The 26809-nt window shown below is 44.2% G+C and carries 15 protein-coding genes; 10 read left to right on the forward strand and 5 right to left on the reverse strand.

What is annotated here, in order from left to right:
• Positions 1-115 precede the first annotated feature (115 nt).
• The 10 genes from MMG82_RS01180 (at position 116) to MMG82_RS01225 (ending at position 17960) form a co-directional block, all read left to right on the forward strand.
• Complete coding sequence (locus MMG82_RS01180) at positions 116-331, forward strand: DUF2835 domain-containing protein (protein ID WP_037419300.1); 216 nt, start codon at positions 116-118, stop codon at positions 329-331.
• 338 nt (positions 332-669) lie between these two features.
• On the forward strand, positions 670-2712 hold the full coding sequence (locus tag MMG82_RS01185; protein WP_037419303.1) for a DUF1302 domain-containing protein: 2043 nt from the start codon (positions 670-672) through the stop codon (positions 2710-2712).
• A 12-nt stretch (positions 2713-2724) separates the two neighbouring features.
• Positions 2725-4089: a DUF1329 domain-containing protein gene (locus MMG82_RS01190; RefSeq protein ID WP_037419306.1), complete on the forward strand. Its 1365-nt coding sequence runs from the start codon at positions 2725-2727 to the stop codon at positions 4087-4089.
• A 54-nt stretch (positions 4090-4143) separates the two neighbouring features.
• A complete protein-coding gene (locus MMG82_RS01195; RefSeq protein ID WP_055648419.1) occupies positions 4144-5154 on the forward strand; it encodes a YCF48-related protein in 1011 nt (336 codons plus the stop codon).
• Positions 5155-5185: 31 nt separating this feature from the next.
• Positions 5186-7504, forward strand: a complete 2319-nt coding sequence (locus MMG82_RS01200) for an MMPL family transporter (RefSeq protein ID WP_047533990.1) — start codon at positions 5186-5188, stop codon at positions 7502-7504.
• 265 nt (positions 7505-7769) lie between these two features.
• A complete protein-coding gene (locus MMG82_RS01205) occupies positions 7770-12614 on the forward strand; it encodes an NAD-glutamate dehydrogenase (RefSeq protein WP_037419313.1) in 4845 nt (1614 codons plus the stop codon).
• 62 nt (positions 12615-12676) lie between these two features.
• Positions 12677-13696 carry a quinone-dependent dihydroorotate dehydrogenase gene (pyrD, locus tag MMG82_RS01210; protein WP_047533991.1) on the forward strand — a complete coding sequence of 340 codons (1020 nt, stop codon included), beginning with the start codon at positions 12677-12679 and terminating at the stop codon, positions 13694-13696.
• Between the two features lie 200 nt (positions 13697-13896).
• Positions 13897-14430 (forward strand): cell division protein ZapC, encoded by a 534-nt coding sequence (locus tag MMG82_RS01215; RefSeq protein WP_037419319.1) that lies wholly within the window; start codon positions 13897-13899, stop codon positions 14428-14430.
• Positions 14431-14644: 214 nt separating this feature from the next.
• Complete coding sequence (gene rhlP / locus MMG82_RS01220) at positions 14645-15493, forward strand: rhombotarget lipoprotein (RefSeq protein ID WP_047533992.1); 849 nt, start codon at positions 14645-14647, stop codon at positions 15491-15493.
• Positions 15494-15803: 310 nt separating this feature from the next.
• Positions 15804-17960 (forward strand): AAA family ATPase, encoded by a 2157-nt coding sequence (locus MMG82_RS01225; RefSeq protein WP_047533994.1) that lies wholly within the window; start codon positions 15804-15806, stop codon positions 17958-17960.
• Between the two features lie 369 nt (positions 17961-18329).
• On the opposite strand, the gene MMG82_RS01230 is transcribed toward MMG82_RS01225, so the two are convergent.
• The 5 genes from MMG82_RS01230 to MMG82_RS01250 all read right to left on the reverse strand — a co-directional run bounded on the left by MMG82_RS01230 (position 18330) and on the right by MMG82_RS01250 (position 26391).
• Positions 18330-18539, reverse strand: a complete 210-nt coding sequence (locus MMG82_RS01230) for a hypothetical protein (protein ID WP_047537660.1) — start codon at positions 18537-18539, stop codon at positions 18330-18332.
• A gap of 204 nt (positions 18540-18743) precedes the next feature.
• Positions 18744-19127: a VOC family protein gene (locus tag MMG82_RS01235; RefSeq protein ID WP_144345533.1), complete on the reverse strand. Its 384-nt coding sequence runs from the start codon at positions 19125-19127 to the stop codon at positions 18744-18746.
• A 119-nt stretch (positions 19128-19246) separates the two neighbouring features.
• Entirely contained in the window at positions 19247-21376 is a 2130-nt protein-coding gene (locus MMG82_RS01240; RefSeq protein WP_172591119.1) for an alpha-amylase family protein, read from the reverse strand.
• Positions 21377-21453: 77 nt separating this feature from the next.
• On the reverse strand, positions 21454-23436 hold the full coding sequence (locus tag MMG82_RS01245) for a glycoside hydrolase family 13 protein (protein WP_172591120.1): 1983 nt from the start codon (positions 23434-23436) through the stop codon (positions 21454-21456).
• Positions 23437-23568: 132 nt separating this feature from the next.
• Positions 23569-26391: a TonB-dependent receptor gene (locus MMG82_RS01250; protein ID WP_172591121.1), complete on the reverse strand. Its 2823-nt coding sequence runs from the start codon at positions 26389-26391 to the stop codon at positions 23569-23571.
• Positions 26392-26809 lie beyond the last annotated feature (418 nt).

Below are 26809 nucleotides of genomic sequence, written 5' to 3' on the forward strand. Positions count from 1 at the left end.
AAAATAATCATTTATAGCATTGATTTAGTTTATTAAATTTAGGTTTTTCGACACTCGTTACCCCGAGTTCAGGTTAATTAGAGGAGGAGGGCAGCATTTTGCTGCCCTTATCAATATGGAATTGTATTTTAAGTTAACCCTTAGCTATCAAGATTTTTTACCTTACTATCAAGGGCTGGCCGATAAAGTTGAAGTGCGTGAACGTCAAGGGCGGATCCTTTGGATTAGCGGGCGACATTTTAGGCGTTTTTTAACTGAAAATGGTATTCATGGGCAGTTTAAACTCGTGCTCGACGATAAAGGTCAATTTGTGTCATTGGAGCGGTTGTAGAAACAAATTGTTGATTTTGCCTTAGAGTAATTACTTTAAACGGTCGACTAATTACAATTAATAAAACATGACAATTTCTTTGTGATTATGTTAATGAAATTTATGATTTTTTATCTTGTTTTGCCTCAGTATTCCAATCTTCTGCTTTACTAATTTAAATCCCATCTTTGTACTCGATGACATAAATGTGTCTACGTGCTTAATTCTTTAGAAAATTTTCTCTAACTGTGCCTTGCTCATAGGGATTAATTGCTGTAACAATGATGTTACCTGTGAGCTAACAAGATGTTGGTTGTAATTCCTAAAACAAAGAATCCAGCAGGGTACGGAGAGCTAAAATGAAAATTGTTAAAAAAAGTTTTAACAAGTCGGCGCTTGCTTTGGGGGTGGCGTCGGCATTGAGTTTGTTGATGATATCGAATGTTAATGCGGTTGCGTTCGATTGGGGGGAGGTACAAGGCTCGTTTGACTCAACGTGGACGGCGGGTGCCAGTTGGCGTGTCGGTGAGCGCGATTGGGATGGACAAATTGGTAAAGTTAACCAGCCACAATTTGATTGGTCGAATTATACTGCGTTTGGCAATACTAAATACACATCTGCTGAGATTTGGGCACAGCCAGGCTCCTATTCAAGCAATAACGATTTAAGTAATTTGCTTTATTCTCAGGGTGATACTACTTCTGAGATCGTTAAAGGATTACATGAGCTGTCCCTGAAGTATGAGAACTATGGTCTGTTTGCTCGTGGCATGTATTTTTACGATCGTAAATTAAACGATGGTAACTATGACTTCAATGATCCGATAACAGGCAAAGAATTCGATCCTTGTGAGGATAATCGTGCTTCAGAAGTGCAATGTAAGGACATCCGTCTGTTAGATGCCTTTGTTTATGCGAATTTTGATTTAAATGACGGTGCCAACCCACTCTCTATCCGTTTAGGTAACCAAGTGGTTTCTTGGGGGGAAAGTACTCTTATCGCCCATGGTATTGGTGAGATTAACCCTGTTGATTTGAACATCCTTAATGCTCCCGGTGCAGAACTGAAAGAAGCCTTTAGACCTCAGGGGATGGTGTGGGCTTCTCTTGGGATCACAGAAAACTTATCGGTAGAAGCTTTCTATCAATATGATTGGGAACCTATTTGGGTGCCAACGCCCGGTTCAATTTTTGCGACTAACGATTTTGCTGGCTTTGGTGGCTACAATCAAAACGCACAGTTAGGTTTTAACGCCAACCCTGATATCAACTTAGACTTTGTGATGCAGGAATATCAACGTCTAGCAGGGATGATTGCCAGTGGTCAGACAATTCCAACGCAACAGCTCGTCGCGATGGCATTAGCTTATCCTACTAAAGTCACTTTAGTGCAAGATGAACAAGAGCCAAGTAATGATGGCCAATATGGTGTCAAATTGGGGTATTACGCGCCTGAATTGGGCGATACCGAGTTTGGTTTCTATTTTATGAACTACCATAGCCGCCGTCCGCTGATCAGCGGTACAGCCGCCGATTTTAGCACTGGTGCACTGCTATCTGACTTAGCGGTTCTGGGGCAAAATGCGGGTGATATCAACCGCGAATTACTGCTCAGCTTAAAGAGTTTCTCTAAAGCGCAAATTGTGTACCCTGAAGACATCAAGCTTTATGGCTTCAGTTTTAACACTTCACTAGGCGATACTTCAGTCGGTGCTGAAATTGCCCACCGCCAAGATGAACCACTGCAAATTGATGACGTAGAACTACTGTTCGCAGGTATGCCTCAGCAGTTAGCAAATGCCGGTATTCGCCCCGATTTCGACGGTATTTCACAAATTGATGGAGTAAAGCCTGGTGATACCGTTGACGGCTTTATCCGCTTAGATACGACTCAGGCGCAAGTCACTTTCACTCACCTATTTGGTCCTACATTGGGCCTAGATAACCTGACGATGTTAGCTGAAGTTGGCGGGGTGTGGATCCATGATATGCCTGGGTTTGATGAATTGCGCTTAAATGGTCCGGGAACGGCGCGTTCTGGCGGTAATCCTGATATGCCAGGCATTATTCAAGCGTTGCATAACGGCCCTGAAACAAACCCATTCCCAACCGATTTCGCATGGGGATATCGCCTTGTAGCTAAAGCTGAGTTCAACAACTTGTTTGCGGGTGTAAACATGTCTCCAAGGATGATTTTCTCGCACGATGTTGATGGTATTACACCAGATCCTATGTTCCTCTTCACTGAGGGACGCAAGTCAGTCGCTTTGGGTCTGAACTTTGAATACCAAAACCGTTGGGGGGCCGATCTGTCCTACAACAACTTCTTTGGTGGTGTAGGTACAACCAACGCGATGGCAGATCGTGATTATATTTCATTCAATATCAAGTATTCGATCTAAAGGACTATAACAATGAAGAAACTGTCGATATTGGCAAGTGCGGTCATTATGGCACTTGTAGCACCAGCAGCGATGGCTAAAGTATCCGAAGTCGAGGCCGCAAAACTGGGTAACGAATTAACCCCATTAGGTGCTGAAAAGGCTGGAAATGCTGATGGTTCTATCCCCGCATGGGATGGTGGTATTACTAAGCCAGTAGCGGGTTACACTAAGGGGATGCATCATCCTGATCCTTTTCCTGAAGATAAGATTGAATTTACCATTACCAATGCAAACAAAGCGCAATATAAAGATTTTTTGACCCCAGGTCAGATGAAATTATTTGAGCTTTATCCTGATACTTACAAGATGAATGTGTACAAGACTCGTCGTAGTGCTTCCGTACCGCAATTTGTTTACGATGCGACCAAAGCCAATGCGACCCGTGCCGAATTGGTGGCGCAAGGTAATGGTATTTCGGGTGCATCGATTGGTATTCCATTCCCTATTCCGGCTAACGGTTTAGAAGCGATTTGGAACCATATTCTACGCTTCCGTGGTGTGGATGTTGAAACCTCACGTAGCCAAGCGGCACCGACAGCTGATGGTAGTTTCACCTTAGTGGAAACTGCCGAGGAAATCCGTTTCGAATATTCTCGTCCTGAGATTACTTTAGATCAGTTAAAAGCGAGCAACACCTTGTTTTATTTTAAACAAGTAGTGACTCAACCTGCACGTTTAGCGGGTACTGCGCTGCTAGTTAAAGAAACCATGGATCAAGAAGCTTTACCGCGCCAGGCATGGACCTATAACACAGGTCAGCGCCGCGTGCGTAAAGCACCAAACGTTGCCTTTGATACACCGGGTACCGTATCCGATGGTCTGCGCACCACTGACGATTTCGACATGTTTAACGGCTCACCCGTGCGCTACAACTGGGAGCTTGTGGGCAAGAAAGAAATCTATATTCCTTACAACGACTACAAATTGCATTCAGATAAGCTGAAATATGATCAGATTTTAAAACCCGGTCATATCAATCCTGAGTTCGTCCGTTGGGAAAAACACCGCGTGTGGGAAGTTAAGGCGACACTGAAAGACGGTATGCGCCATATCTATAAAACCCGCGTGATGTATCTTGATGAAGACTCTTGGCAGGTATCGATTGCCGATCTGTATGACAACCGTAATGAACTTTATCGTGTGGCGGTTGCCCATGGTTTGAACTATTACGAAGTACCTACCCAGTGGGATACCTTAGAAGTGTTCCATGATTTGCAGTCCCGTCGTTACTTAGCTATGGGCTTAGACAACCAGAGCGGTATGTATAATTTCGATGCCAAACTGAGTGAAGCGAACTTCACCCCAGATGCGCTGCGTCGTGAAGGTATTCGTTAATCAGCCACGGTAAAAGGGGCGCTAAGCGCCCCTCATTAGTTTAAGGAAGTTTGTATGTCGTTTCGCATCCTTCAATGTGTCGCTGCGATAAGTGTTGGTTGTTTATTTTCTTCCCCGTTGTTTTCTGCTGTGCCAGAGCGTTTTCCACAAATCCAGCCGTTGGCCGCATCTTCTTTAGTGCTCGATATTGCACACGCTGGACAGCATTTGGTTGCCGTGGGTGAGCGTGGTCATGTGTTAGTGTTCAATGACAAATGGCAACAAGTCCCGACGCCAACTTCGGTTCAGTTAACAAAGGTTTTCTTTTTAACTGAAAAACTCGGTTGGGCTGTCGGTCACGATGCCACCATTTTGCACACTCAAGATGGCGGCCAAACTTGGTCGTTACAAATGCAGTCGACTGAAATTGAAAAGCCTTTCCTTGATGTGTTGTTTTTAAATGAACAAGAGGGCATAGCGATTGGTGCCTACGGGCTTTTCTATCGCACCCGTGATGGTGGCGCAAATTGGGCTGAGGAATTCCATGAAGAGTTACTGGCCGAAGAAGATGTGTCCTATTTAGCTGAGTTAAAAAATAGCGACCAAGACGCTTATCTGACCGAGCGCGCTTCATTATTGCCACATTTTAATCGGATGATTGAGCTTAATGATGGCCGCTTATTATTAGTCGGAGAGCTTGGTTTAGTGGCGGTGTCGGCTGATAAAGGCCAAACCTTTACCCGCACAGGGTTTGATTACGATGGCTCTATGTTCAATGCTATCCAATTGCAGGATTCAGTCTACGTAATGGGGCTTAGGGGGCATGTTTTTAAGGCGGATTTGAGTCTTGGCCAATGGGATGAGATTGAGATGCCAGTTAAATCATCCATCAACGGCGCCATGGTTAGCTCGGACACTAGCCTTTATCTAGTGGGAAATGCTGGCGTGGTTATCCAGTTAAATAAGGATGATAGTTCGAGTATTGTCACTCGTCGCCAAGGGGAAAACTTAGTTTCAATTGCCAAAGATAACCAAGGGAATGTGTGGTTATCGGGTAGCCAAGGGCTACTCACTCTGAAGCCATAAATTATAAAACAACAATAACAGGGCCGATAAGATGTTAGAAAAACTGGTCAACGGATTTGAGTCATTTTTATTCCGCAACCGCGCTTGGGTGGTGAGCATTTTTATTTTGCTGACGTTTTTTTTGGGCTACCAGGCAAGCCAATTAAAAATGGATGCGGCATTCATTAAAAATATTCCGCTCAATCATAGCTATATGCAAACCTACCTCAAACACCAAAAAGATTTTGGTGGCGCCAATAGTATTATGGTGGCGGTGGAAGACACCAGCGGCAATATTTTTAACCCTAACTTTTTTGATACCCTTAAAAATGTCCATGATCAGCTATTTTTTATTCCCGGTGTTGACCGCTCGCAGGTGAAGTCCTTGTTTTCACCTTCGACTCGTTTTACTGAGGTTGTCGAAGATGGTTTTGCTGGCGGCCCTGTGATCCCCGCCGATTTTACGACCACTGAAGCGGGTTTGAATACGGTGCGCGATAACATCGAAAAAGCAGGCATTGTAGGACGTTTGATTGCCAATGATTACAGTGCTGCTATGGTGTCGGCCCAGTTGATGGACTTTGATCCACAAACGGGTAAACCCTTAGATACCATCGCCTTTGCCGCTCAGCTGGAGAAGGAGCTTCGCGGTAAGTATGAAACCGACAAGGTGAAAATCCATATCATTGGTTTTGCCAAGATGGCGGGGGACGTGGCCGATGGCGCCAAAGGCGTATTGCTGTTTTTTGTGATAGCCATTTTCGTTACGGCTGTAATGGTTTATCTGTTTTCTAAATCGATTATTCTGACAATATTCCCTCTCGTCTGTAGCTTAACTGCGGTGATCTGGCAGCTCGGTTTATTAACGGTAATTGGTTTCGGTCTCGATCCGATGTCGATTCTGGTGCCATTTCTGGTGTTTGCGATTGGTGTTAGTCACGGTGTACAGATTATTAACGCGGTAAGACGTCGGGTAATGGATGGACAAACGACCAAGGCGGCCTCGGCTTCGGCGTTTCGTAGCTTACTCGTCCCCGGTGGCGTAGCATTACTGTCTGATACAGTGGGTTTTATTACGTTACTCTCCATTGATATTGGTATTATTAGAGAGCTAGCGATTTCGGCATCCTTAGGTGTCGGTGTGATTATTTTCACTAACCTTATCCTGTTACCGCTAGTGATTTCCTTTACTGAGCTCAAAGTTGCGCCACAAGGTGCCGGGCCATCATCGGATGAAGTGCGTGCCGAGGCGATTTGGCGCTACCTAGCAAAATTTGCTACGCCTAAATATGCGATGGTAGTGATAGTGGCAACGATAGCCTTGTATTTTTTGGGGCTGCAACAGGCAAACCAGATGAAAATTGGTGATCTACAAGGCGGCGCGCCTGCTCTGCACCAAGATTCACGTTATAACCTAGATACTTTCTTTATTACCGACCACTTCTCTATCACCACGGATGTAATGACTGTGATAGTTGAAGCTACTCCAGAAGCCTGTACCTATCACGATGTATTGACCCAGATTGATGAGTTTGAGTGGTTGGTACGTAATACTCCTGGCGTTGAGTCAACCGTTAGCTTGGCATCCGTGGCGAAAAAGGTAAACGCAGGTTTTAACGAAGGCAATCCAAGATGGGAAGTGTTGCCGCGTACAACGGCGAGTTTAGTGCAGGCGATTGGTCAAATTCCTACGACGTCAGGCTTGTTAAATGGTGATTGCTCGGTGATGCCAGTGTATTTATTTATGCAGGATCATAAAGCAGAAACCATTGAGACTGTGGTTGCCAAGGTGAAAGCGGTCGCGGCCAAAATGAATAATGATAAGCTGCAATTTAAGCTAGCCTCTGGCCCAGTGGGAGTGATGGCCGCAACCAATGAAGCCGTTGCTGAAGCCCAATTACCTATGATGATCTATGTGTATGGCGCAGTATTTGTACTTTGCCTTATCAGCTTTAAGTCATTTAAGGCAACGGTAGCGGTGATTATTCCACTTTATGTGGTCTCGACACTGGCGCAAGCGTTGATGACTCAGCTCAATATTGGCTTAGCTGTTAGTACCTTACCCGTTATCGCCCTTGGTGTCGGCATCGGGGTCGACTATGGTATCTATATCCTGTCGACCATGTCGTCCAAGTTGTCGAATGGGATGCCAGTTCAACAAGCCTACTATGAAGCCTTAGTCGAGCGGGGCAGTGCAGTGATATTCACCGGCTTAACCTTGGCGATTGGGGTAAGCACTTGGTTTTTCTCGGCGCTAAAGTTCCAAATGGATATGGGGATCCTGCTTACTTTCATGTTTGTGGTAAATATGTTGGGGGCAATAATTATCTTGCCAGCGTTGTCGGCAGTGTTTTGGCGACAAGCTAAGTAGTATCAATGAATGGGGAGTTTAACTCCCCATTTTCTTTTGCATAGATAGTCTGTTTTTACGATTGTTTGGTCATTTTGTGTGCTTTAATCGCGTGGCGACTGGATTTCAAGAGGATGTACCACTAAAATTTTCCTCGAAATACAGAGGATTTAGTAATAAACTTCGCGCGACGATCTAGATCACACTCGCTTTTCTCAGATTGTTAAGCCGAAGCATCCAAATAATGAAAAAAAGCGCTGCCATAGACGCTTAAGGAAACAGCAACATGGCCTTGAAAGATGCAATGCCTTCAGTACTACTTGAAAATGTAGTCAGTTTAATTCACGCTAAAGTCCCTAATTCACAAGCCAAGCAAGTTGAACAGTTCGCGACCTGCCTTTATGCCCACATGTCGAAAGACGACCTCAATGCGCGTAATGACAGCGATCTGTACGGTGCCGTTCTCAGTTTATGGAATGCACTGAATAAAACCCCGAAAGGGGAAACTCACCTCAGAGTATTCAACCCAAGTCAGTCTAAACACGGCTGGCAATCGACCCATTCGATCATTGAAGTCATCCAACCTGATATGCCATTCTTGGTTGATTCTGTTGGTATGGCATTGAATCGCATGGGTATTACGGCCCATATGATGTTACACACTCCGCTGGCGATTGAGCGTTCAGCGCAAGAAGTCACTAAAGTAACCTACTTGAAGCAAAGCCCTGACAGCACTGAGCAGGTGGCGGTTTTCCTGATTGAAATCGATCGTCAAAACAGTAGCGCGGATATCAAAGCCCTTGAGCGTGAAATCCAATCAGTGCTTGGCGATGTCGCCGCATCAGTTAATGACTGGGAAGCCATGTCAGCTAAGCTGAGTGAGACTATTAAAGACCTGCCTAAGCGTCCATTCCCCGGTGAGAAGCAAGAGTTAGAAGAAGCGATTAACTTCCTAACTTATCTTAATAATCATCATTTTACCTTACTGGGCTACCGTCAATACGATTTAAAACGTGTTGAAGGGGATGTTGAGTTGGTGCCGAATATGGCCTCGAGTTTAGGCTTAATGAACAAGCACCATAAGGCTCAACCAGAGCAAGGTTTGTTACTATCAAGTTTTTCTGATAGTGCGCGTAAAGAAGCCTTAGATCACAGTTTGTTGATCCTGACGAAGAGCAGCGCCAAGAGCCGTGTGCACCGTCCAGCCTATGTTGACTATATCGGTATCAAACGCTTCGACAAAAAAGGCAATGTGGTTGGTGAAGACAGATTCATCGGTTTATACGCTTCAAACGTGTATAACCGCAGCCCACGTGAGATCCCGCTGCTGAACGAAAAAGTTCAACGTGTATTAGATCGCTCAGGTTTAACGCCACGTTCTCACGATTATAAAGCCCTACTGAACATTCTCGAAAACTTACCGCGCGATGAGCTAATTCAAGCCAATGTGGAAGATTTAGCACACACAGCGCACGGTGTGCTCGAGATGCAAGACAGGGATAAACTGAAACTCTTTGTTCGTAAAGATGGTTTCGGGCGTTTTTTATCCTGTTTAGTGTATGTTTCTAAAGATCGTTACAACACTAAACTTCGCCAAGATACCCAGCGTATTCTGGCCCAGCATTTCAACAGTAAAGAAGATGTAGAGTTTACGACGTATTTCTCCGAGTCGACCCTAGCCCGTACTCACTACATTGTCAAAGTTGATAACAATAATATGGATGTAGATGTGGCTGCAATAGAGAACAATTTAATTGAAGCGGCACGTTCTTGGGAAGATAAGTTAAATACTGCGCTAAATAACGCCTTAGGTGAAGAAGCCGGTACTCATCTGATGAAGCGTTACGCTAACGCCTTCGAACAAAGCTATAAAGAAGATGTATTGCCAAGCTCGGCCGTTGTGGATATGCAACAGCTTGAAGCGCTAGATGACGAACACAAGTTAGGCATGTTGTTCTATCAACCGCAGGAAGCTGCGCTGAACGACAACAAAGTGCGTTTAAAACTGTTCCATAAAGATGAACCAATCCATCTTTCTGACGTACTGCCAATGCTGGAAAACTTTGGTCTGCGCGTGATCAACGAGCGCCCTTATGAAGTGACGACCTCAGACGGTTCAACCTTCTGGATCTTAGACTTCTTAATGACGGTCAAAGTCGCCAATACTGACAATATCGCCGATAGCCAAGACAGATTCCAAACGGCACTGTCTCAAGTGTGGCAAAAGAAATTAGAAGACGACGGTTTTAACCGTATCATTCTGGCGTCAGGTTTAACGGGCCGTGAAGTATCCGTACTGCGTGCTTACGCTAAATACATGCGTCAAATCGATGCGACATTCAGCCAAGCCTATATTGAAGAAACCTTCGGTCGTTATCCACAAATCGCTGATTTGTTGGTAAAAATGTTTATCCGTAAGTTCAATCCAAAACTGAAAACCCGCACATTGGGCAAGTTTATGGAGCAGATCAACCTACGTTTAGACGAAGTATCGAGCTTAGATGATGACCGTATTATCCGTCGTTACCTCGATCTGATTAACGCTACGCTGCGGACAAACTTCTATCAATTAGATGCTAAGGGTGAACCGAAGAGCTATATCTCCTTCAAGTTTATGCCTTCGATGATCCCTGAAATGCCACGCCCACTACCGAAATTCGAAATTTTCGTTTATTCGCCACGGGTTGAAGGTGTGCATTTACGTGGTGGTAAAGTGGCTCGTGGTGGTTTGCGTTGGTCTGACCGTCGTGAAGACTTCCGTACCGAAGTGCTTGGCTTAGTGAAAGCACAGCAAGTGAAAAACACCGTTATTGTCCCTGTAGGGGCAAAAGGTGGTTTCGTTTGTAAGCAGCTGCCAACTGAAGGGGGCCGTGAGGCGTTCTTCACTGAAGGCCAAGAGTGCTACCGCATCTTTATTCGTGCACTGCTCGATATTACTGACAACATCGTTAACGGTGAAATCGTACATCCAGTAGATGTGGTGCGTCATGATGAGGATGATCCATATCTCGTTGTGGCTGCGGATAAAGGCACTGCGACCTTCTCTGATATCGCTAACGCCATTTCCCAAGAATACAATTTCTGGTTAGGTGATGCGTTCGCATCGGGTGGTAGTAACGGTTACGACCATAAGAAAATGGGTATCACGGCTAAAGGTGGCTGGGAATCTGTTAAGCGCCATTTCCGCGAAGTGGGTATCGATTGCCAAACTACCGACTTTACCTGTTTAGGTATCGGCGATATGGCGGGTGACGTATTTGGTAACGGTATGTTGTTGTCTAAGCACACAAAACTTGTGGCTGCATTCAACCATATGCATATCTTTATCGATCCAAATCCAGATGCTGCCGCCAGTTATGAAGAGCGTGCCCGTTTGTTCGCACTGCCACGTTCAAGCTGGGAAGACTACAACAGCAAACTGATCTCTAAAGGTGGCGGCATCTTCCTGCGTTCATCTAAGTCGATTCCATTATCTGCTGAAATGAAGCAAATGCTGGAAACTGAAAAGGCGTCGATGACACCAACCGAGTTGATGAAAGAGCTGCTGAAAATGCCAGTCGATCTGATTTGGAACGGTGGCATCGGTACTTACGTTAAGTCTTCCCGCGAAACCAATGCTGAAGTCGGCGACCGCGCTAACGATGCACTGCGCGTCAATGGTCGTGAACTGCGCGCCAAGATCGTGGGCGAGGGTGGTAACTTAGGTTGTACCCAATTAGGTCGTATTGAGTACGCGGCCAACGGCGGTCGTATCAACACTGACTTCGTGGATAACGTAGGTGGTGTAGATTGTTCTGACAACGAAGTAAACATCAAGATTCTGTTAAACGCGTTAGTGGCTGAGGGTGAATTGACACTCAAGCAACGTAACCGTTTACTGGAAGAGATGACCGAAGAAGTGGGTCAAATTGTTCTACAAGACTGTAAAGACCAAACTCGCACGATTTCGGTGACTCAAGTCCGTGGTGCAGAACAACTAAAAGAGCAAATTCGCTTTATCCAGTATCTGGAGAAAGAAGGCAAGTTAGACCGTGCGTTAGAATTCTTACCTTCGGAAGAAGAACTGGCAGAACGTCTAGCTAATGGCCGTGCATTAACGCGTCCAGAGCTATCAGTGCTGGTGGCTTACGCTAAGATGGTGCTGAAAGAGCAGTTACTCACCCCTGAAATCACTGAAGATACATTGTTGAGCCAATTGTTGATTGCATACTTCCCGAAAAAACTTCAGGAACTGTACAGTCATAAAATGGTTACGCACCCATTGCGCGGTGAAATCATTGCTACATCGCTGGCCAACGAGTTGGTCAACGACATGGGGCTGAACTTTGTTCAACGTATGCAAGATGAGACAGGTGCCTCAGTTGCCGATGCGGCGATTTGTTACACTATGGCTCGCGAAGTCTTTGGTTTAGCTGAACTAACTAAATCAATCACTGACTTAAACGGTATTGTACCTGCTGTGGTTCAAGGTGAAATGTTGCACCAGTTACGTCGTAATATGCGTCGTGCATGCCGCTGGTTCCTGCGTCACCGTAACCGTAGTTGGAGCATTGAGCAAACTGTTGCCTTCTTCAAACCTGTATTTGAACAACTCAAAGCGAATGTTCATTCATACTTAGTCGAAGAAGAAGCGGCAGGTATCCAAGCTGAGATCAATGCTCTGATTAAAGAGAATGTGCCTCAGGATGTTGCCTCTACCGTTGCTAATATGAGCACACTGTTCTCTACACTTGATATTGCGCAAATTGCGCAGACAGAAGAGAAGACAGTTGCGCTTGTTGCCGAGACTTATTTCAAACTCGGTGCCCGTGTTGAGCTGCACTGGTTCCTAGAACAGATCAGTGCGCAACCAGTTACTAACCATTGGCAAGCACTGGCCCGTGCAGCCTTTAGGGAAGAGCTGGATTGGCAGCAACGTGCGTTAACGTCAGTGGTTTTAAGAACGTGCAGTGCAACCTGTAACGCACAGAGCGTGATTTCCCAGTGGATTGATACTAATCAAGCCTTACTGGAAAGATGGTTCCATATGCTAGCTGACTTTAAAACGTCGCAAAGCCATGAGTTTGCTAAGTTCTCTGTCGCCCTACGTGAACTTAACCTTCTGATCCTTCACTGCGAAGGGCAAAAGTAAACTTTTATAACAATCAGAAGCCCTGGCGATCGCCGGGGCTTTTTTTAGGTCGAGGAAAGTACATGTTTTATAAAATCGCACAGAAAGTCATGTTTCAGATGGATCCTGAGCGAGCGCATAATTTAGCCATTGGTAGCCTGAGAATGACAGGTAATAGCCCTCTGAATGCTTTTTATGCTCAGCATATTGCTCCTGCGCCAGTGAGTTTTATGGGGCTGACGTTTCCAAATCCTGTGGGTTTAGCCGCAGGTATGGATAAAGATGGTGAGTCGATCGATGCTTTTCATGCGATGGGATTTGGTCATGTGGAAGTGGGAACTGTTACTCCAAGACCACAGCCCGGTAATGATCTACCCCGTTTATTTAGATTAAAACCCGCCAAGGCGATTATCAATCGCATGGGCTTTAATAACAAAGGTGTCGATAATCTGGTCAAAAATTTGATCGCAAAGAAAACCGATATCATGGTTGGGGTCAATATAGGTAAAAATAAAGACACGCCAGTAGAGCAGGGGAAAGACGATTATTTGATCTGCATGGATAAAGTTTATCCTTATGCCGCCTATATTGCGGTGAATATTTCATCACCCAATACGCCGGGATTACGATCGTTGCAATATGGCGATCTATTAGATGAATTATTAAGCGCATTAAAAACCAAGCAACTTGAGCTAGCTGAGAAACATAAAAAATATGTACCAATAGCCCTTAAAATTGCTCCCGATTTAACCACAGAAGAAATTGAAAATATTGCTCAAGCATTAATTAAAAATCAGTTTGATGGTGCAATTGCGACCAATACAACCTTAACTCGTGACGGTGTTAGCGGGCTTACCAATGCTAATGAAAGCGGTGGTTTAAGCGGTAAACCTTTAACAGAACTGTCAACAAAAGTGATTAAACAATTGGCGACTTCTTTACAGGGAAAACTTCCAATTATTGGTGTGGGAGGGATTAATAGTGCTGAAGATGCCTTAGCAAAATTTGATGCCGGTGCGACAATGGTTCAGATTTACTCTGGTTTTATTTATCAAGGTCCAAAGTTAATTAAAGAGATAGTTGAAGCTTATCGCTTAAAATAATGATCTTTACATCTCACTAAGGATCTAAAACAAGATCTTTTATCATAACCGCGATCTAAAACGATCATCAGATCGCGGTTATGATCTCTAAATAGATCTTCTAAGTAATTGTTAATTAATTTGTATTTTATTATTTTTATTTTGATATTGCATAAAATATCTACTATGATGTGGCAGTGTTCAAATAGTAGGTAAACGTTATGTTATTATTGCCACAAAAGGATTGGCACTGGAAATATAACGATTCGTATGGTGTATTAGGCGTTTCGTTAGGTTCCGAGATAGAATTTCTGACGGCTTATAAAGCGAAATCATTAATTCCTGATGCCTTATCAAGCATGGAATTTAATATCGCGCACGCCAAATTCTATATGAGCTTACTCGACAAGTTGCCAAAAAACTTATCCCTAACCGATGCCGCAATAGTGCAAATTGCCCTTAATGCGACAGCGGCCCATTTTATGCTGACTCCCCAAATGCCTAAATCTTGGTTTTTTGATACCAGCGATGTATGCGTTTACAGTGATGTAGGTAAAGTCTTTGAGCTTAAATGCCAAAAACAACGTGCATTAGTGTTAGTCGTCGAAAACACCTTACAATCGGCGCTAGTGATGTTGCTATCGCCTGAATGTGTGTTATCCGGTGCTAAAACTATGGTGCAGTTCGAAACTATTAAAGTAATGCATAATCGTTTACACCCACTTCGCGCACAGCGGCATGTGGTTGCAGCATAATCATTATGATTAGTTTGTGATGTTATTTATGTCGTTATCAAAGCCAAAGCCGCATTTCGATGCGGCTTGCTTGTTTCTAAGCCTCTAAAAAGCCAAACAAAAGCGCGATATGTGAAGTTAACGGCTTGTTTTTACAGCAGTGACTCGCTAAGGTAGCGGCAATATGCACGGGTTGCATGGGCCTGTGTGCAGTAAGGATACGGTAGGGAAACAGATGAAAACAAAATTCATAGCGCTTGTAGGCGCGCTGGCATCGATTAGCATCTTGCTTAGTGGTTGCAGTGCTTTTTTTAACGGTAACACCACCGAAAAAAACGTGGTTTCCAGCAGTCTGGTTGAATATCTCTATCCCGACGATAAACAGCGTGAGGCGCAGCAGCCCAGTATTCCCGTGTTACGTCTTCCCATCACGGTCGGCATCGCCTTTTTACCTTCCTCCCATTGGCAATCTGAAGCCCTCGATAGCAGCTCACAAATCGCCTTGCTGGATAAAGTGAAACAGTCTTTTGTGAAATACGACTTTATTGACCGTATCGAATTAATTCCCAGCACTTACCTTAAAAATGGCAAAGGTTTTAGCACCTTGCAGCAGGTTGCCCGCTTACACGATGTCGATGTGATGGCACTGGTGTCTTACGATCAACTGTTACAAAGCAGCGAGAATAAGGCTTCACTGCTGTATTGGACCATAGTCGGCATGTATATGGTGCCCGGCAATGAAAACGCGATTCAAACCTTTGTCGACACTGCGGTATTTGATATGCGTAGCCAAAAAATGTTGTTTAGGGCGCCTGGTATTAACCAACTTACCGACACGTCAACCGCAGTGAGCGTCACCAATGTGTTACGTGAAAAATCCGCCGAAGGCTTTGATCTAGCGGTAAACGATATGATCACTAATTTAGACGCCGAATTAGCCCGCTTTAAAACCCGTGTGAAAGAAGAACATATTGCGACCATAGAACATAAACAAGGTTATAGCGGCGGTGGCAGTTTATCCCTATTAATCCTTTCGCTACTGGGCATATTTGCACTTCGCCGTATAACCATATGCCGAGAATAGTTGAGTTGATTGGTTTGAGCCTATTTAGTCAGATAGGTAAGGTGGGATAGGGACGGTTAGTTAGGATGATAGTTATGCCGTTAAGAGCACTGCTTTATTGATGGCAATCTTAGCTAACCATGACGCGGTTAATTCTGCGAAAAGCTTTTTCCCTTTTTAATTTACACCTAATTAATTTACCGCATTACTGAGCCGTTATTTGACATACTTTTTCTCAATCTAAAAGTGGATATGATATTTGTGGCACATCAATGGTTGTTTCAAATCAACATAACTAATAAGTTCAATTTCCAGTTGGTATAGGCAGAATATGATTACACAAATAAACCTTGGTGATGTAGCAAGTTATCGAAACACAACAACTCTCAATACAGATAAAAAAGTAAACATCATTTATGGCTTAAATGGTACTGGAAAAAGTACATTCTCAAACTACTTTTATGCGCCCGATGATCCTAAATATAAAGACTGTTCTTACAGAAACGATGGGTGTAAGGTTCTTGTTTATAATCAGAAGTTTATTCAAGATAACTTTTATTCCAAAGATTCTATTAATGGTATTTTTAGCCTATCCAAGGAGAACAAAGAAGCTAAGGAAAAGGTAGAGCAGCTTGGTAAAGATATTGACCAACTGAGTGAAAAAAGCAAGTGCTACCAAGCTGACATTGACAAAGAAATTGGTGCTTTGAAGAAAGCGAAAGATACGGCAGAAAAAAAGGCCTGGGAAATAAAGACGAACTACTCTGGTGGTGATCGCGTTCTGAAATTTTGCCTTGAACGGTTAATGGGGGACAAAACCGTTCTGTTCGATCATCTTGTTTCTGTCCCTTTGCCAACCGTTAAACCAGTTAAAACGATTGAACAGCTTAAAGAGGAAGTTATTGCAATTGATGGTGATAAGGCCAATACTTACAACGTCTTACCAAAGATTTCATTGTCAGAGCTTTTACCAGAGGAATTAGAACTACTCAAAGAAATAGTGATTGGTAATGAAGATAGCCCAATCGCAAAACTGATTAATCAGTTGAAAAACTCTGACTGGGTTAGTGATGGTTTGCAGTACCTTGATGATATTGAAGATGAAACGTGTCCGTTTTGCCAGTCTAAGACGATTACGCCTGAGTTAATCGCGCAGATCAAAGACTACTTTGATGAGACGTATGAAGAAAGTAAGCAGAATATAGGCAAAATACTTACCAAATACCAAAAGATAGTTGATTCTCTTACTGATTTAGAAATCTACAAGACATCGCCTTTTTCTATCGAGTTCCTTGCAGAAATGACAGAGTCTTATGCGTCAATTGCTGGAACATTAAAATCCAATTTACTCAAAGTTCAGAAAAAAGAGCAAACGCCAAGCCTGAAAGTTGAGTTGGAAGAACTTAGTGAGCACGTTGCCTCTTTTAATAAACATGTGGATGCTGTTAATGCCAGCATCGGCATTCACAACCAAAAAATTGCTAATTCAACGCAAGAATTGAAACGTATTAAAGACGAGTTTTGGAAAATCGTTCGTTGGGAATACGATCAGACCATCAAAGGGTATGAATCAAGCAAAAAAGACAGTAATGACAAAATAATCAAGTGGAAAGCAGATAAGGAAAATGTCGATACTGAGATAGTTCAACTCGAAGCTGAACGAACCGAGCAACAAAAACAAACAGTTAACATTGACGATTCGATTAAAAATATCAATAAAGGCCTTGTTGATATTGGGATTACTGATTTTCATATTGAGAAGCACGAAAAAGCCCTATATCGACTTGTAAGAACTGGAACAGAGGAACCAATCTTTTTGTCGTTGTCCGAGGGTGAAAAGATGATTATTAGCTTTTTGTACTTCCGAGAATTGTTTAAAGGTAAACAAACGGCTGATGAGGCACACGTAAAAAAAATTGCGGTAATTGACGATCCAGTTTCAAGCTTGTCTCATATCTTTGTTTACAATATCGGGCAGCTCATAAAGAACGATTTCTTCAATGCTGACGGCGTGGAGCAAGTTTTTGTCCTCACGCACAGTCTTTACTTCTTTTATGAACTTGTTGATTCAAATCACAACCGCAGAGCAAAAAACCAATCGCTGTATCGATTATCTAAAAATACGAAAGGCACAACGATTGAAACGATGAAGTATGAAGAAGTACAGAATGACTATCAATCATACTGGTCAGTGATTAATGACAAGGATCAACCTGCTGCTTTGATTGCAAACTGTATGAGAAACGTAGTTGAATACTTCTTTAACTTTGTGCAGAAATCAGATTTGAGCAACGTAATGCAAAAACAAGAGCTTCAAGAAGTGAAGTATCAGGCTTTCATTCGATATATAAACCGAGAATCACACTCACTTGGTCAGAATATTATTGATTTTAAAGAGTTTGATTATGAGGCGTTTAGAGAAGGTTTAAGGTTATTATTCGAAATCACGGGTTATCCTGAACACTATCAGAAAATGTCTCAGATATAGATACGTTAAATAGTGATCTGAATCATCGGAATTAGGCAGTAAATTAGGTGATTTTTCATAAGTGAAGTTACTCATGAATTGCTAAGTTAGCAAAAAAAACTAAATTGAAATTGTCCTCAAACTGTTCTGTATTTCTTTAAAAACAACAGATTACGCCGCTGCTAAACAGGTGAGCCATGATGATTAGCGAGACGACCGTCCGCCCCACGGACGGGGCGGTCGAGCATCCAAGGATGGACTCGCTGCGTGTCGATGAGCAAACATCATGGTTCGCCTCTCAGTCGGGCCCGAATTTAATTCACTTATCTGTTCTAATCCTGCCCTTCATTCAACGCATTTCTGGCTTTGAGTATTTTTACTAATTAAAAATCATATTCTTACAAAATAGGGGAGTGCGATAAGGGCGATGCCGATGGCGATAAGCAGCGCGAGATTGGTGACAAAATAAGGGTAAATCATCAGGGTGAGGCCGACGGCCAGAGGGATGGGGGCAGCTTGGCGCTTGCCGTAGGTGAAAAAGCCAAGACCAAAGAGGCCAAAGACTAAACTCCATAACAATAAAGCTGGATTATCAAACACCTCGAGTTCCTCTGTGATTAGTGTTTAGCGCCGACCTGTTACTGTGCCATTTTGGTCAAACGATGAGCTAGTGCTGCGCCGCTGAATTGAGTCTACTGCTAAAACTCCCTTGGCATAATTAAGCTTTATTCATCTTAATCGTTGTGTGAATCCGCTATTTTAGTGCGCTGTTTTATTTACATTTTAATACAGCGAGGATTCAGGTTATAGCTCATATAACTCTAGGGGTAAGCCGTCGGGATCGCTAAAAAAGGTGAACTTTTTGCCTGTGTATTCGTCAATGCGGACGGGTTCGACGGCGATATGATGTGCTGTGAGATGCTCGATCGCTGTTTCAATCGATGCGACGCGAAAGGCGAGATGCCTAAGGCCGCATGCTTCGGGATAGCTAGAGCGTTTGGGAGGATTGTCGAAGGAAAACAACTCGATTTGACTCTTATCCGGTAGTTGTAAATCGAGTTTGTAGGACTGGCGCGCCTCACGATAATGCTCTGCAAGCACACTAAGGCCAAGAATAGTCACATAAAAGTGTTTGGACTTTTGATAGTCACTGCAAATAATCGCTGCATGGTGAATGCCGAGTAACATGGCTTGCCTCTGTGCTGTTTAACTGATGTTTACGCTAGTGTGTGTTAAAAAATCCAGATTCACAACGGTGTGTGACTCTGGTGCTAACCTAAGATTTATTATCTTACTTTGCTATCTGGCTAATGGGCGAGTTCAAATATCGCGGAGGACAGAGGTGCAAGTTGCAACTGAACTTGACCTTCACCTTGTTCGACAACCAACTGCGCAGCATGATCTTCCAGTAAATCCTTAAGTGAATAGGTCGCATCGGTTAATTGCCATTGCGCAATCAGAGATTGGGGCAGTTTAAGTGAAAATAACTTGGCTTGGGTTTGACTAAAGTTACTGACAATAATCAGCTTTTGACCTTTGCTATCGGCGGAATTAGCCTCAAAGCGGACAAAAGCGAAGGTTGTGTCATCATAACCCGTTGCGCTGCCATTGATTGTCTTATTGTTGGCCTTATTGCTAGGCTTTGCGGCCGATACCGCGCTACGGTTGGCTGCATCTAGCGAGTAATATTGCCCCAAGAGCGCGGGCGCATTTTTCCCCGTGCTGAGGTTCAATAGTTTTTGATAGTAGGTGCGCAGCGCGATTTCTGCTGGAGTCGATTGGCCGCCATCAAATTTACCTTGATTCATCCAGCGCTGATGGGCGGGGACGCCCGCATAATCAAAAATACTGGTACGCGAAGTATGGCCAAAGCCTAGGTTTTGCGTCGCCGCTTCACCTACTTCTTGACCGAAATAAATTAAGGTGGGTGAGGTACTTAAGGTTGCTGACACCACCATGGCGGGTAGGGCGTAGCGGGGATCGACCGCATCTGTTGAGGCATTACCACTTAAACGACCTAAAAAGGCGGCATTGGCGATGCGCTGCTCGTCGTGGTTTTCTAAAAAATGCAGCATATGCGGGGCGATATCTTGCACTTTGGCCTGATCTGCGGCGATCTGCGCGGTACTTTTTTGTCCTGCCATAATAGCTTTGAGGGTGTCGTAAAGATCCACTTTGTCGTAGAGGTAATCCATTTTGCCGAGCTGAATATAGTCGCGATACAGCGCGGGGTTATAGACCTCCGCTAAGATAAAGGCTTCGGGATGGCTATGTTTTATATGACTATTTAAATAGCTCCAAAATTCGACTGGCACCATTTCGGCCATATCGTAACGAAATCCATCGACTCCCATCGCTAACCAATACTGGGCAATTTGATTGAACTTAATCCAAGAGTTGGGTAATTCATGGCTATGTTGCTGCCAAAAAGCATAGTGCTGCTCGGCGCCGAGAGTAGCATAACCTGGCGGCAGTGCGGGGAAATCATGACTGCCATCGGGGCGGACACCGTAATTGATTTTAACGGTTTCATACCAGTCGTTCATATCCGGCTTGGCAAGGCGTGAGCCGTTGCCCGTCCATTTGGCGGGGATTTCCTTAAATTGACCATCACTTAGGGGATGCGATTCGCCGCCTAACGGTTTGAGGCTATCAGGCAAATCGGGCACTTGAAAGCCAGAGGATTGCTTTTTATCAGTCACATAGTAAAAGTTATTATGCTTTGCATATGCAAGGGTTTGATTATCGTCTTCACCAAAATCGCGCACGTCATCTGGCTTAGTGATGGAATGATAATTACGCGCCACATGGTTGGGGACTATATCGATAATTACCTTTAAGCCTTGCTTGTGGGTGCGCTCGATAAGTGCTTGAAATTCCTGTAAACGCTTAGCGGGATCGACAGCTAAATCGGGGTTTACGTTGTAATAATCTTTAACCGCATAGGGCGAGCCAGCGCGGCCCTTAACCACATCGGGATCATCGTGACTAACACCAATCGCACTGTAATCGCCAATTAGAGCGTGGTGTGGTACACCCGTATACCACACATGGGTAACGCCTAAGTCTTTGATACTTTTGAGCGCTGTGTCATCAATATCATTAAATTTACCCACACCGTTTTCGCTAATCGTGCCCCAAGGTTTATTGGTGGTGTTTTTATTGCCATAGAGTCGGGTAAAAATTTGATAAACAACGGGTTTAAACTTGTTTGCTTGCTCAGCATTATGATCGGCTGGCAGGATTTCACCTTCGTCGGCATTTAGATTGGCAGGCACAGTTTTAGCCGCCACTGCATCTAACGCCGTTACTTGAGTGCTGATTGCTGGTGTGGTCATGGTGCAAAAGGTGCTAATGCTGCTGAGTGCCAGTATGCTAAATCCCTGTTGCCAGCGATAAGCGCGACGTTTGCTGCTGTTAGATAATATAAAATTCAACCTAGGTTCCTTTACTGACTTGGCGGCCAAACTGTGGTTTGGCCGCGCTGTTAGCTAAGTTTGCTATTGAGTATGGGTTATTGATGATTGAGTTCAAGCAGCATAACGCCAGCATTGGGCAGAACAAGTGATTGATTCAGCTTGAACTTATCCTCCGAGAAGACAGAAATAGCAGAGCTATTGCCTGCCAATACCTTGTTAAATCGGCTTAAATCGAGCGTTTGTGCTTGGTCATTCTTGTTGTAAATCACCATCACTTTATCTGCATCGGCTTGGTAGCAGGCATTGCCCGCGAGGGCATGTTTTGCAGCACACCGAAATTGCACATAAATGCCGTTTTGCGGCACAAAGTGCAGTAAATCGCCCGTTTGCAGCACGGCTGAATGCTTACGGTAATTGAGTAGGGTGAGCACAAACGCAAGTGCTTGCTGCTGTTTTGCATTTAGCCCTTTACCGCTAAAACCGTTGACTTTGCTATTGGTAAAGCCACCCGGAAAATCACTACGCACTACACCGTCGTGGCGATCTTTGGTCGGGCTGGTCATCAATACTTCGGTACCGTAAAACAGCTGTGGAATGCGTTTGGCCGTTAACACATAGGTGAGGGCCATTTGATACAGCGGCAGGTTTTCTTTAAGCAGACTATAAATCCGATTTGTGTCGTGGTTACCTTCAAAGAGGACTAACTGGCTTGGGTTCGCATATACCACATCGTTAGCTAACATCTCGTAAAGCTTGATAAAACCAGTATCCCAGCCTTCTGGCTCGTTCAGGCTTTCAAGCAGCTTTTCATAAAGTGGAAAATCCATCAGGCTCGGCAAATCTGAGGTATAGCCATCGGCATTGATTTTGCCTTTTTGCCAATAGGAGACGGTAATGGGATTGGCGGTCCATTCTTCTCCGACAATATTAAAATGCGGGTATTCCGCCATTAAGGCTTTTGACCATCGGGCTAAAAAGGCTTTATCGGCGTAGGAGTAAGTGTCTTCACGAATGCCCGAAAGCCCCGCGTATTCCACCCACCAAATGCTGTTTTGAATAAGGTAAGTCGCAAGCTTTGGATTGCGTTGATTAAGATCGGGCATCGAATCTACAAACCAACCGTCGACAAAATCCCGTTTATCCTGCATGTCGGCGTAGGGATCTTGCACTGTGGTGCGTCTATGACTGGTAAAGTTCGGGCTAGTAGAACTGGCCGCAGGAGCCGTTTGGGTGTCAGTGACATTGGTTTGCTGTGGGTAATTGAGCCAGTCACTGCTCGGTAAATCCTTTAGCCACCAATGATTTGAGCCAATATGGTTAAGCACGACGTCTTTAATTACTCCAAGGCCACGTTGTTTGGCCTCCGTGACTAACCTTTGGTAATCCTGATTGTTGCCAAAACGCGGGTCGACCCGATAAAGATTAGTAATGGCGTAACCATGATAGGAGTACTGGGCTTGGTTATTTTCAAGCAGTGGGTTGATCCACAGCTGAGTGACGCCCAGTTTGGCTAAGTAATCTAAGTGCCGGCGAATACCTTCGATATCGCCGCCATGGCGACCATCGGAATTTTCTGGCGCCGCATGCTCGAGCATATCGGCTTGATTATCATTGCTTGGGTTGCCATTGGCGAATCGGTCTGGGGTGATAAGGTAAATCACATCTTTATTGCTAAAACCTTGGCGCTCTCGGCTGCCATCTGCCCGCGCAGCTAAAGTGTAGGGCAGTTGGAAGAGCTGCTTGTCGCCAGTGAGAATGCGGATATCAAAGGTCTGCGGTTTAGCTTGGCGCAAATCTAAATTGATGAACAAATAATGGGGATTATCCGTCTGTTCAATCCCTTCAAACACCACATCTTGGCCAGCTATCTCAACCTTAAGCTGCGTTGCATCCGAGGGTAGGGCGCTGCTGTGTAGCATTAATTGCAACTTAGGATTATGCATGCCCGCCCACCAAGAGAGCGGCTCAAGATGCAAAGATGCTGTACTGCTGACGGGGCTATGGCTGGTCTGTGCTAGAACACATAAGGGAGAAGAGGCGGTTAACACAAGGGCGAAGAGTAGACTGTGACGTATCATACTATGGGCCTTTTATCGGGTGAGGTTTTAAGAGTGACTTTTGAAATGAATGTCGGCGTGTCATCTCACTTTTGTTATACATAAAAAATGAAAAGCCTGCTTCAGTGTGAAGCAGGCTTTTTTTACTCTGTCTTACAGAGAGTAGGTTAAACCAAGGAAATATTGTCTACCGAAGTATTGAATCGTCCCGGTTTGATGTTCTTCACCAAAATAGGTTTTGCTTGGTTCATCAGTGAGGTTATTGATTTGGAATAGGAATTTAAGGCCGTTATCCAGCGCGTAAGAGGCCTGATAATCCACAACTGTTTCCGCATCGAAGAATGCCAATTGAGATTCAACAGCAACTTGTTCTGAAACATAGCCACTACGATATCTCATGCTGACTCGGGTATCGAAGCCATCCAGGGTGTAGAATAATGTGGTGTTTAACACATCTTCTGAAAGTCCTGGCAATGGAATGGTCAGGTTTGAACCACTTAAATCGGTGGTAAATTCCACTTCACTATCGGAGTAAGAGTAGCTACCCGTGAAGCCTAAGCCATCCAATGGTGATGGTAGGAAATCAAACACTTGGGTATAGCCTAACTCGATACCACGGATATAGCCGCCTTTATCGTTGTTGATGGCTGTTTGATATTGACCTTCATTTTTTACAACTGGGAATTCAACACCATTATCGATAATGGTATCAGGTACGATAAATCCATTCGCTTCAAAATCAAACGGTTGAATAGTGAAGTTGTTGATGAAAGATTTAATATCTTTATAGAACAAGGCTACAACGACCGCACCTTCAGATTCTTCAAAGTAGTGCTCGTAGGACAAGTCATATTGATCCGCATAGAAAGGATCTAATAACGGACTGGTGTTACCCCACGCATTGTACTTTTTATATCCTGGTGTTGCTGAATCGTCGTACCAAGAACCCATACCAGACTTTAACTTATCGATAGGTGGACGTGACATTACAGATGCCGCAGCAAAACGCAGTTGATCGTTTTCTGTCAGGTGGAAGGTTAAGTTTAATGATGGCAGGTAATCAGTATAAGTTTTGCCGACCTTGTTACGGATATAATCTGTGCTGACAACACCCAGTTCATCGGTAATGGCCTCACCTAAACCATAACCTACTTGCTGTAAGCCGGTACTGCTTTGATCGGTATTAACAACACGAACACCTACGTTACCAGTTACCTTAATATCAGCGATATCAAAGTCCAAGTTAGCTTGCACGTAGCCTGCCAATACATCTTCATTGACCGCGCCGCTTTGGATCATGGTCCAGTTATTTGACCAGTTAGCTGTTGGAGTAAAGGGTGATTGACCCGTTGCGGCTAACTGCGCATTGACCAGCTCGACAGCTTTGTTAAAGTCAATAGCGAGGAAACTTGGGTAACCTGAGAGTTCTCCTCCAAAATCAACCACTTTTGCCATATCGCCGTTGAGGCTAAGCACCGGTTGGTTGCTTGGGTTTTTACCAAATTCAAAGCCGTAGCCTGCTTGTGAGCGTTGAGCGTTAAACTCACGCTCAGCATAGCGCACACCAAAATCAACAGAAGACACAACGCCCATGTCTAAGACATAGTTAAAGTCGAGTTTGTAGGCAACCAGATCGTTTTGCTGATTATAAGGCCACATTCCCACTTCTTTTAAGCCCAAAGAGGCTGTATTGGTATAGTCGTTGGCAAAACTAATATCGGCAGGACTTAAACCATTAAGTTGGTATGTTATCGATTCTGCTGAGCGTACTTCATTACCAATGTCATCATACAACACGGCGCGGGTGCCGCCGTTAACGAATTCACCGTCGGCTTTTGAATAGCTCACATCAGCTGCAACTGTCAGTGCGCCGCCGTTGTTCCATTCAACATTAAAAGAGCCAGAGGTCAGCTCTGAGTATTTGGAGTCATTATCGTTGATCACGAAAACCGCAAAGTTATCCGTGCCGTCGGTAGAGACGGTACCACCTGTCATAGAACCATTTTCGACAACGGCATCACTGATAGTGCCATTTTTCAATGATTTAACACGGAAACCACGGGCAAAGTTTTCTGAGGTAAATTTAGAGTGGAACAGATCACCTTTCAGGCTCAGATTATCGGTCGGTTGCCAATGGATAGCAGCCATATAGCCATCACGGGTATCGTCGCCGCCTTTTTGTTGTAGTTCAAAACCTTCGCTAATTGCTTCCTTGATACTGTCAGCGTTAACGTCTTTTTTATCATCATTAAAACGTAAACCAATGAACTGACTCGCAACGTAAGGCTGATACAGGTGGGCATAACCCACTGCAACCCCTAAGGTGTCTTCGAGGAATTTACCTTGATAAGCAAGGCTTAACCGATTGCCGTATTGCTCTGCATCAGAGATTTCATCAGCACGATCGTTAAAACTGCCACGGGTGTTGATATTGAATGATTGGTCTTTGTCACTTTTAAGCGGGTCGGCGGTTTTTAATTCAACTGTACCAGCAACACCGCCTTCGATCAGCGAGGCTTTTGGAGATTTATAAACAGCCGCTTGACTGATTAATTCGGATGGATATTGGTCAAACTCAATGGCACGTTTACCGCCAGTGGTGACTTGTTCATGACCATTTAGAGTAGCAAACACGAAATCGCCATCGAGACCACGGATGTTCAGACCACTGGCTTGACCGCCAGTACGAACGGCGGTGACGCCTGGTAAACGGGTTAACGCATCGGCGATAGATTGGTCGGGCAGAGCGCCGAGATCATCGGCAGAGATAGATTCAGCGACGGTATCGCCAAAACGTTTATCATTGAGCGATTTGATTACACTGGTTCTGAAGCCTTTAACTTGGATTACTTCAATTTCTGCATCTTTTTTAGCTTTTACATCTTTATCTGTTACCGCATCTGCTGCGTAGGAGTGCATACTGGCGCCTGCAGCAACGAGTGCTAAGGTCAGCAAGCTGGGTTTAAATCGCATCATTTCTATCTTCCCCTTGAAGTCGCTTTTAACCGCTTATGTAGAGCGTTTTATCGTTATTACCGCATTGTATTTACGGCATTTTTTGGTATTTCGGCGCTTAATTGACTGCATAAGTGCTGCGTTTATGACCAAAATGTTATGCAACGGTGAAGATACTACTCCCGGTAATCTTGACGTAACAATATTGTGCATACGTATTCAATAGGCTGAAGACAGGATAAAAGTCGGATTTTGTATAAAAAATGTATTAGCTAAATCATAAATCGATATGCGTAACTCTATGTTAATAAAAATTAAATTCTTACCCGATTGAAGCTTAGTATCTCTTGTCTCCTTTGCATACGTATGCAGGTGTATTGAACCTTATTTCCTTCTTCACGTATGCTCGCTGTCACAAATACAAGCCGTAGCGCCTTTA

It is taken from the genome of Shewanella sp. MM_2022_3, from assembly GCF_022557375.1.
GTDB classification, from domain to species: Bacteria; Pseudomonadota; Gammaproteobacteria; order Enterobacterales; family Shewanellaceae; genus Shewanella; species Shewanella xiamenensis.

Bases quoted from the DNA above. Each gene is read 5' to 3' on its own strand.
- MMG82_RS01180 (WP_037419300.1), top strand. From the start codon at position 116: ATGGAATTGTATTTTAAGTTAACCCTTAGCTATCAAGATTTTTTACCT.
- MMG82_RS01185 (WP_037419303.1), top strand. From the start codon at position 670: ATGAAAATTGTTAAAAAAAGTTTTAACAAGTCGGCGCTTGCTTTGGGG.
- MMG82_RS01190 (WP_037419306.1), top strand. From the start codon at position 2,725: ATGAAGAAACTGTCGATATTGGCAAGTGCGGTCATTATGGCACTTGTA.
- MMG82_RS01195 (WP_055648419.1), top strand. From the start codon at position 4,144: ATGTCGTTTCGCATCCTTCAATGTGTCGCTGCGATAAGTGTTGGTTGT.
- MMG82_RS01200 (WP_047533990.1), top strand. From the start codon at position 5,186: ATGTTAGAAAAACTGGTCAACGGATTTGAGTCATTTTTATTCCGCAAC.
- MMG82_RS01205 (WP_037419313.1), top strand. From the start codon at position 7,770: ATGGCCTTGAAAGATGCAATGCCTTCAGTACTACTTGAAAATGTAGTC.
- pyrD (WP_047533991.1), top strand. From the start codon at position 12,677: ATGTTTTATAAAATCGCACAGAAAGTCATGTTTCAGATGGATCCTGAG.
- MMG82_RS01215 (WP_037419319.1), top strand. From the start codon at position 13,897: ATGTTATTATTGCCACAAAAGGATTGGCACTGGAAATATAACGATTCG.
- rhlP (WP_047533992.1), top strand. From the start codon at position 14,645: ATGAAAACAAAATTCATAGCGCTTGTAGGCGCGCTGGCATCGATTAGC.
- MMG82_RS01225 (WP_047533994.1), top strand. From the start codon at position 15,804: ATGATTACACAAATAAACCTTGGTGATGTAGCAAGTTATCGAAACACA.
- MMG82_RS01235 (WP_144345533.1), bottom strand. From the start codon at position 19,127: ATGTTACTCGGCATTCACCATGCAGCGATTATTTGCAGTGACTATCAA.
- MMG82_RS01245 (WP_172591120.1), bottom strand. From the start codon at position 23,436: ATGATACGTCACAGTCTACTCTTCGCCCTTGTGTTAACCGCCTCTTCT.
- MMG82_RS01250 (WP_172591121.1), bottom strand. From the start codon at position 26,391: ATGATGCGATTTAAACCCAGCTTGCTGACCTTAGCACTCGTTGCTGCA.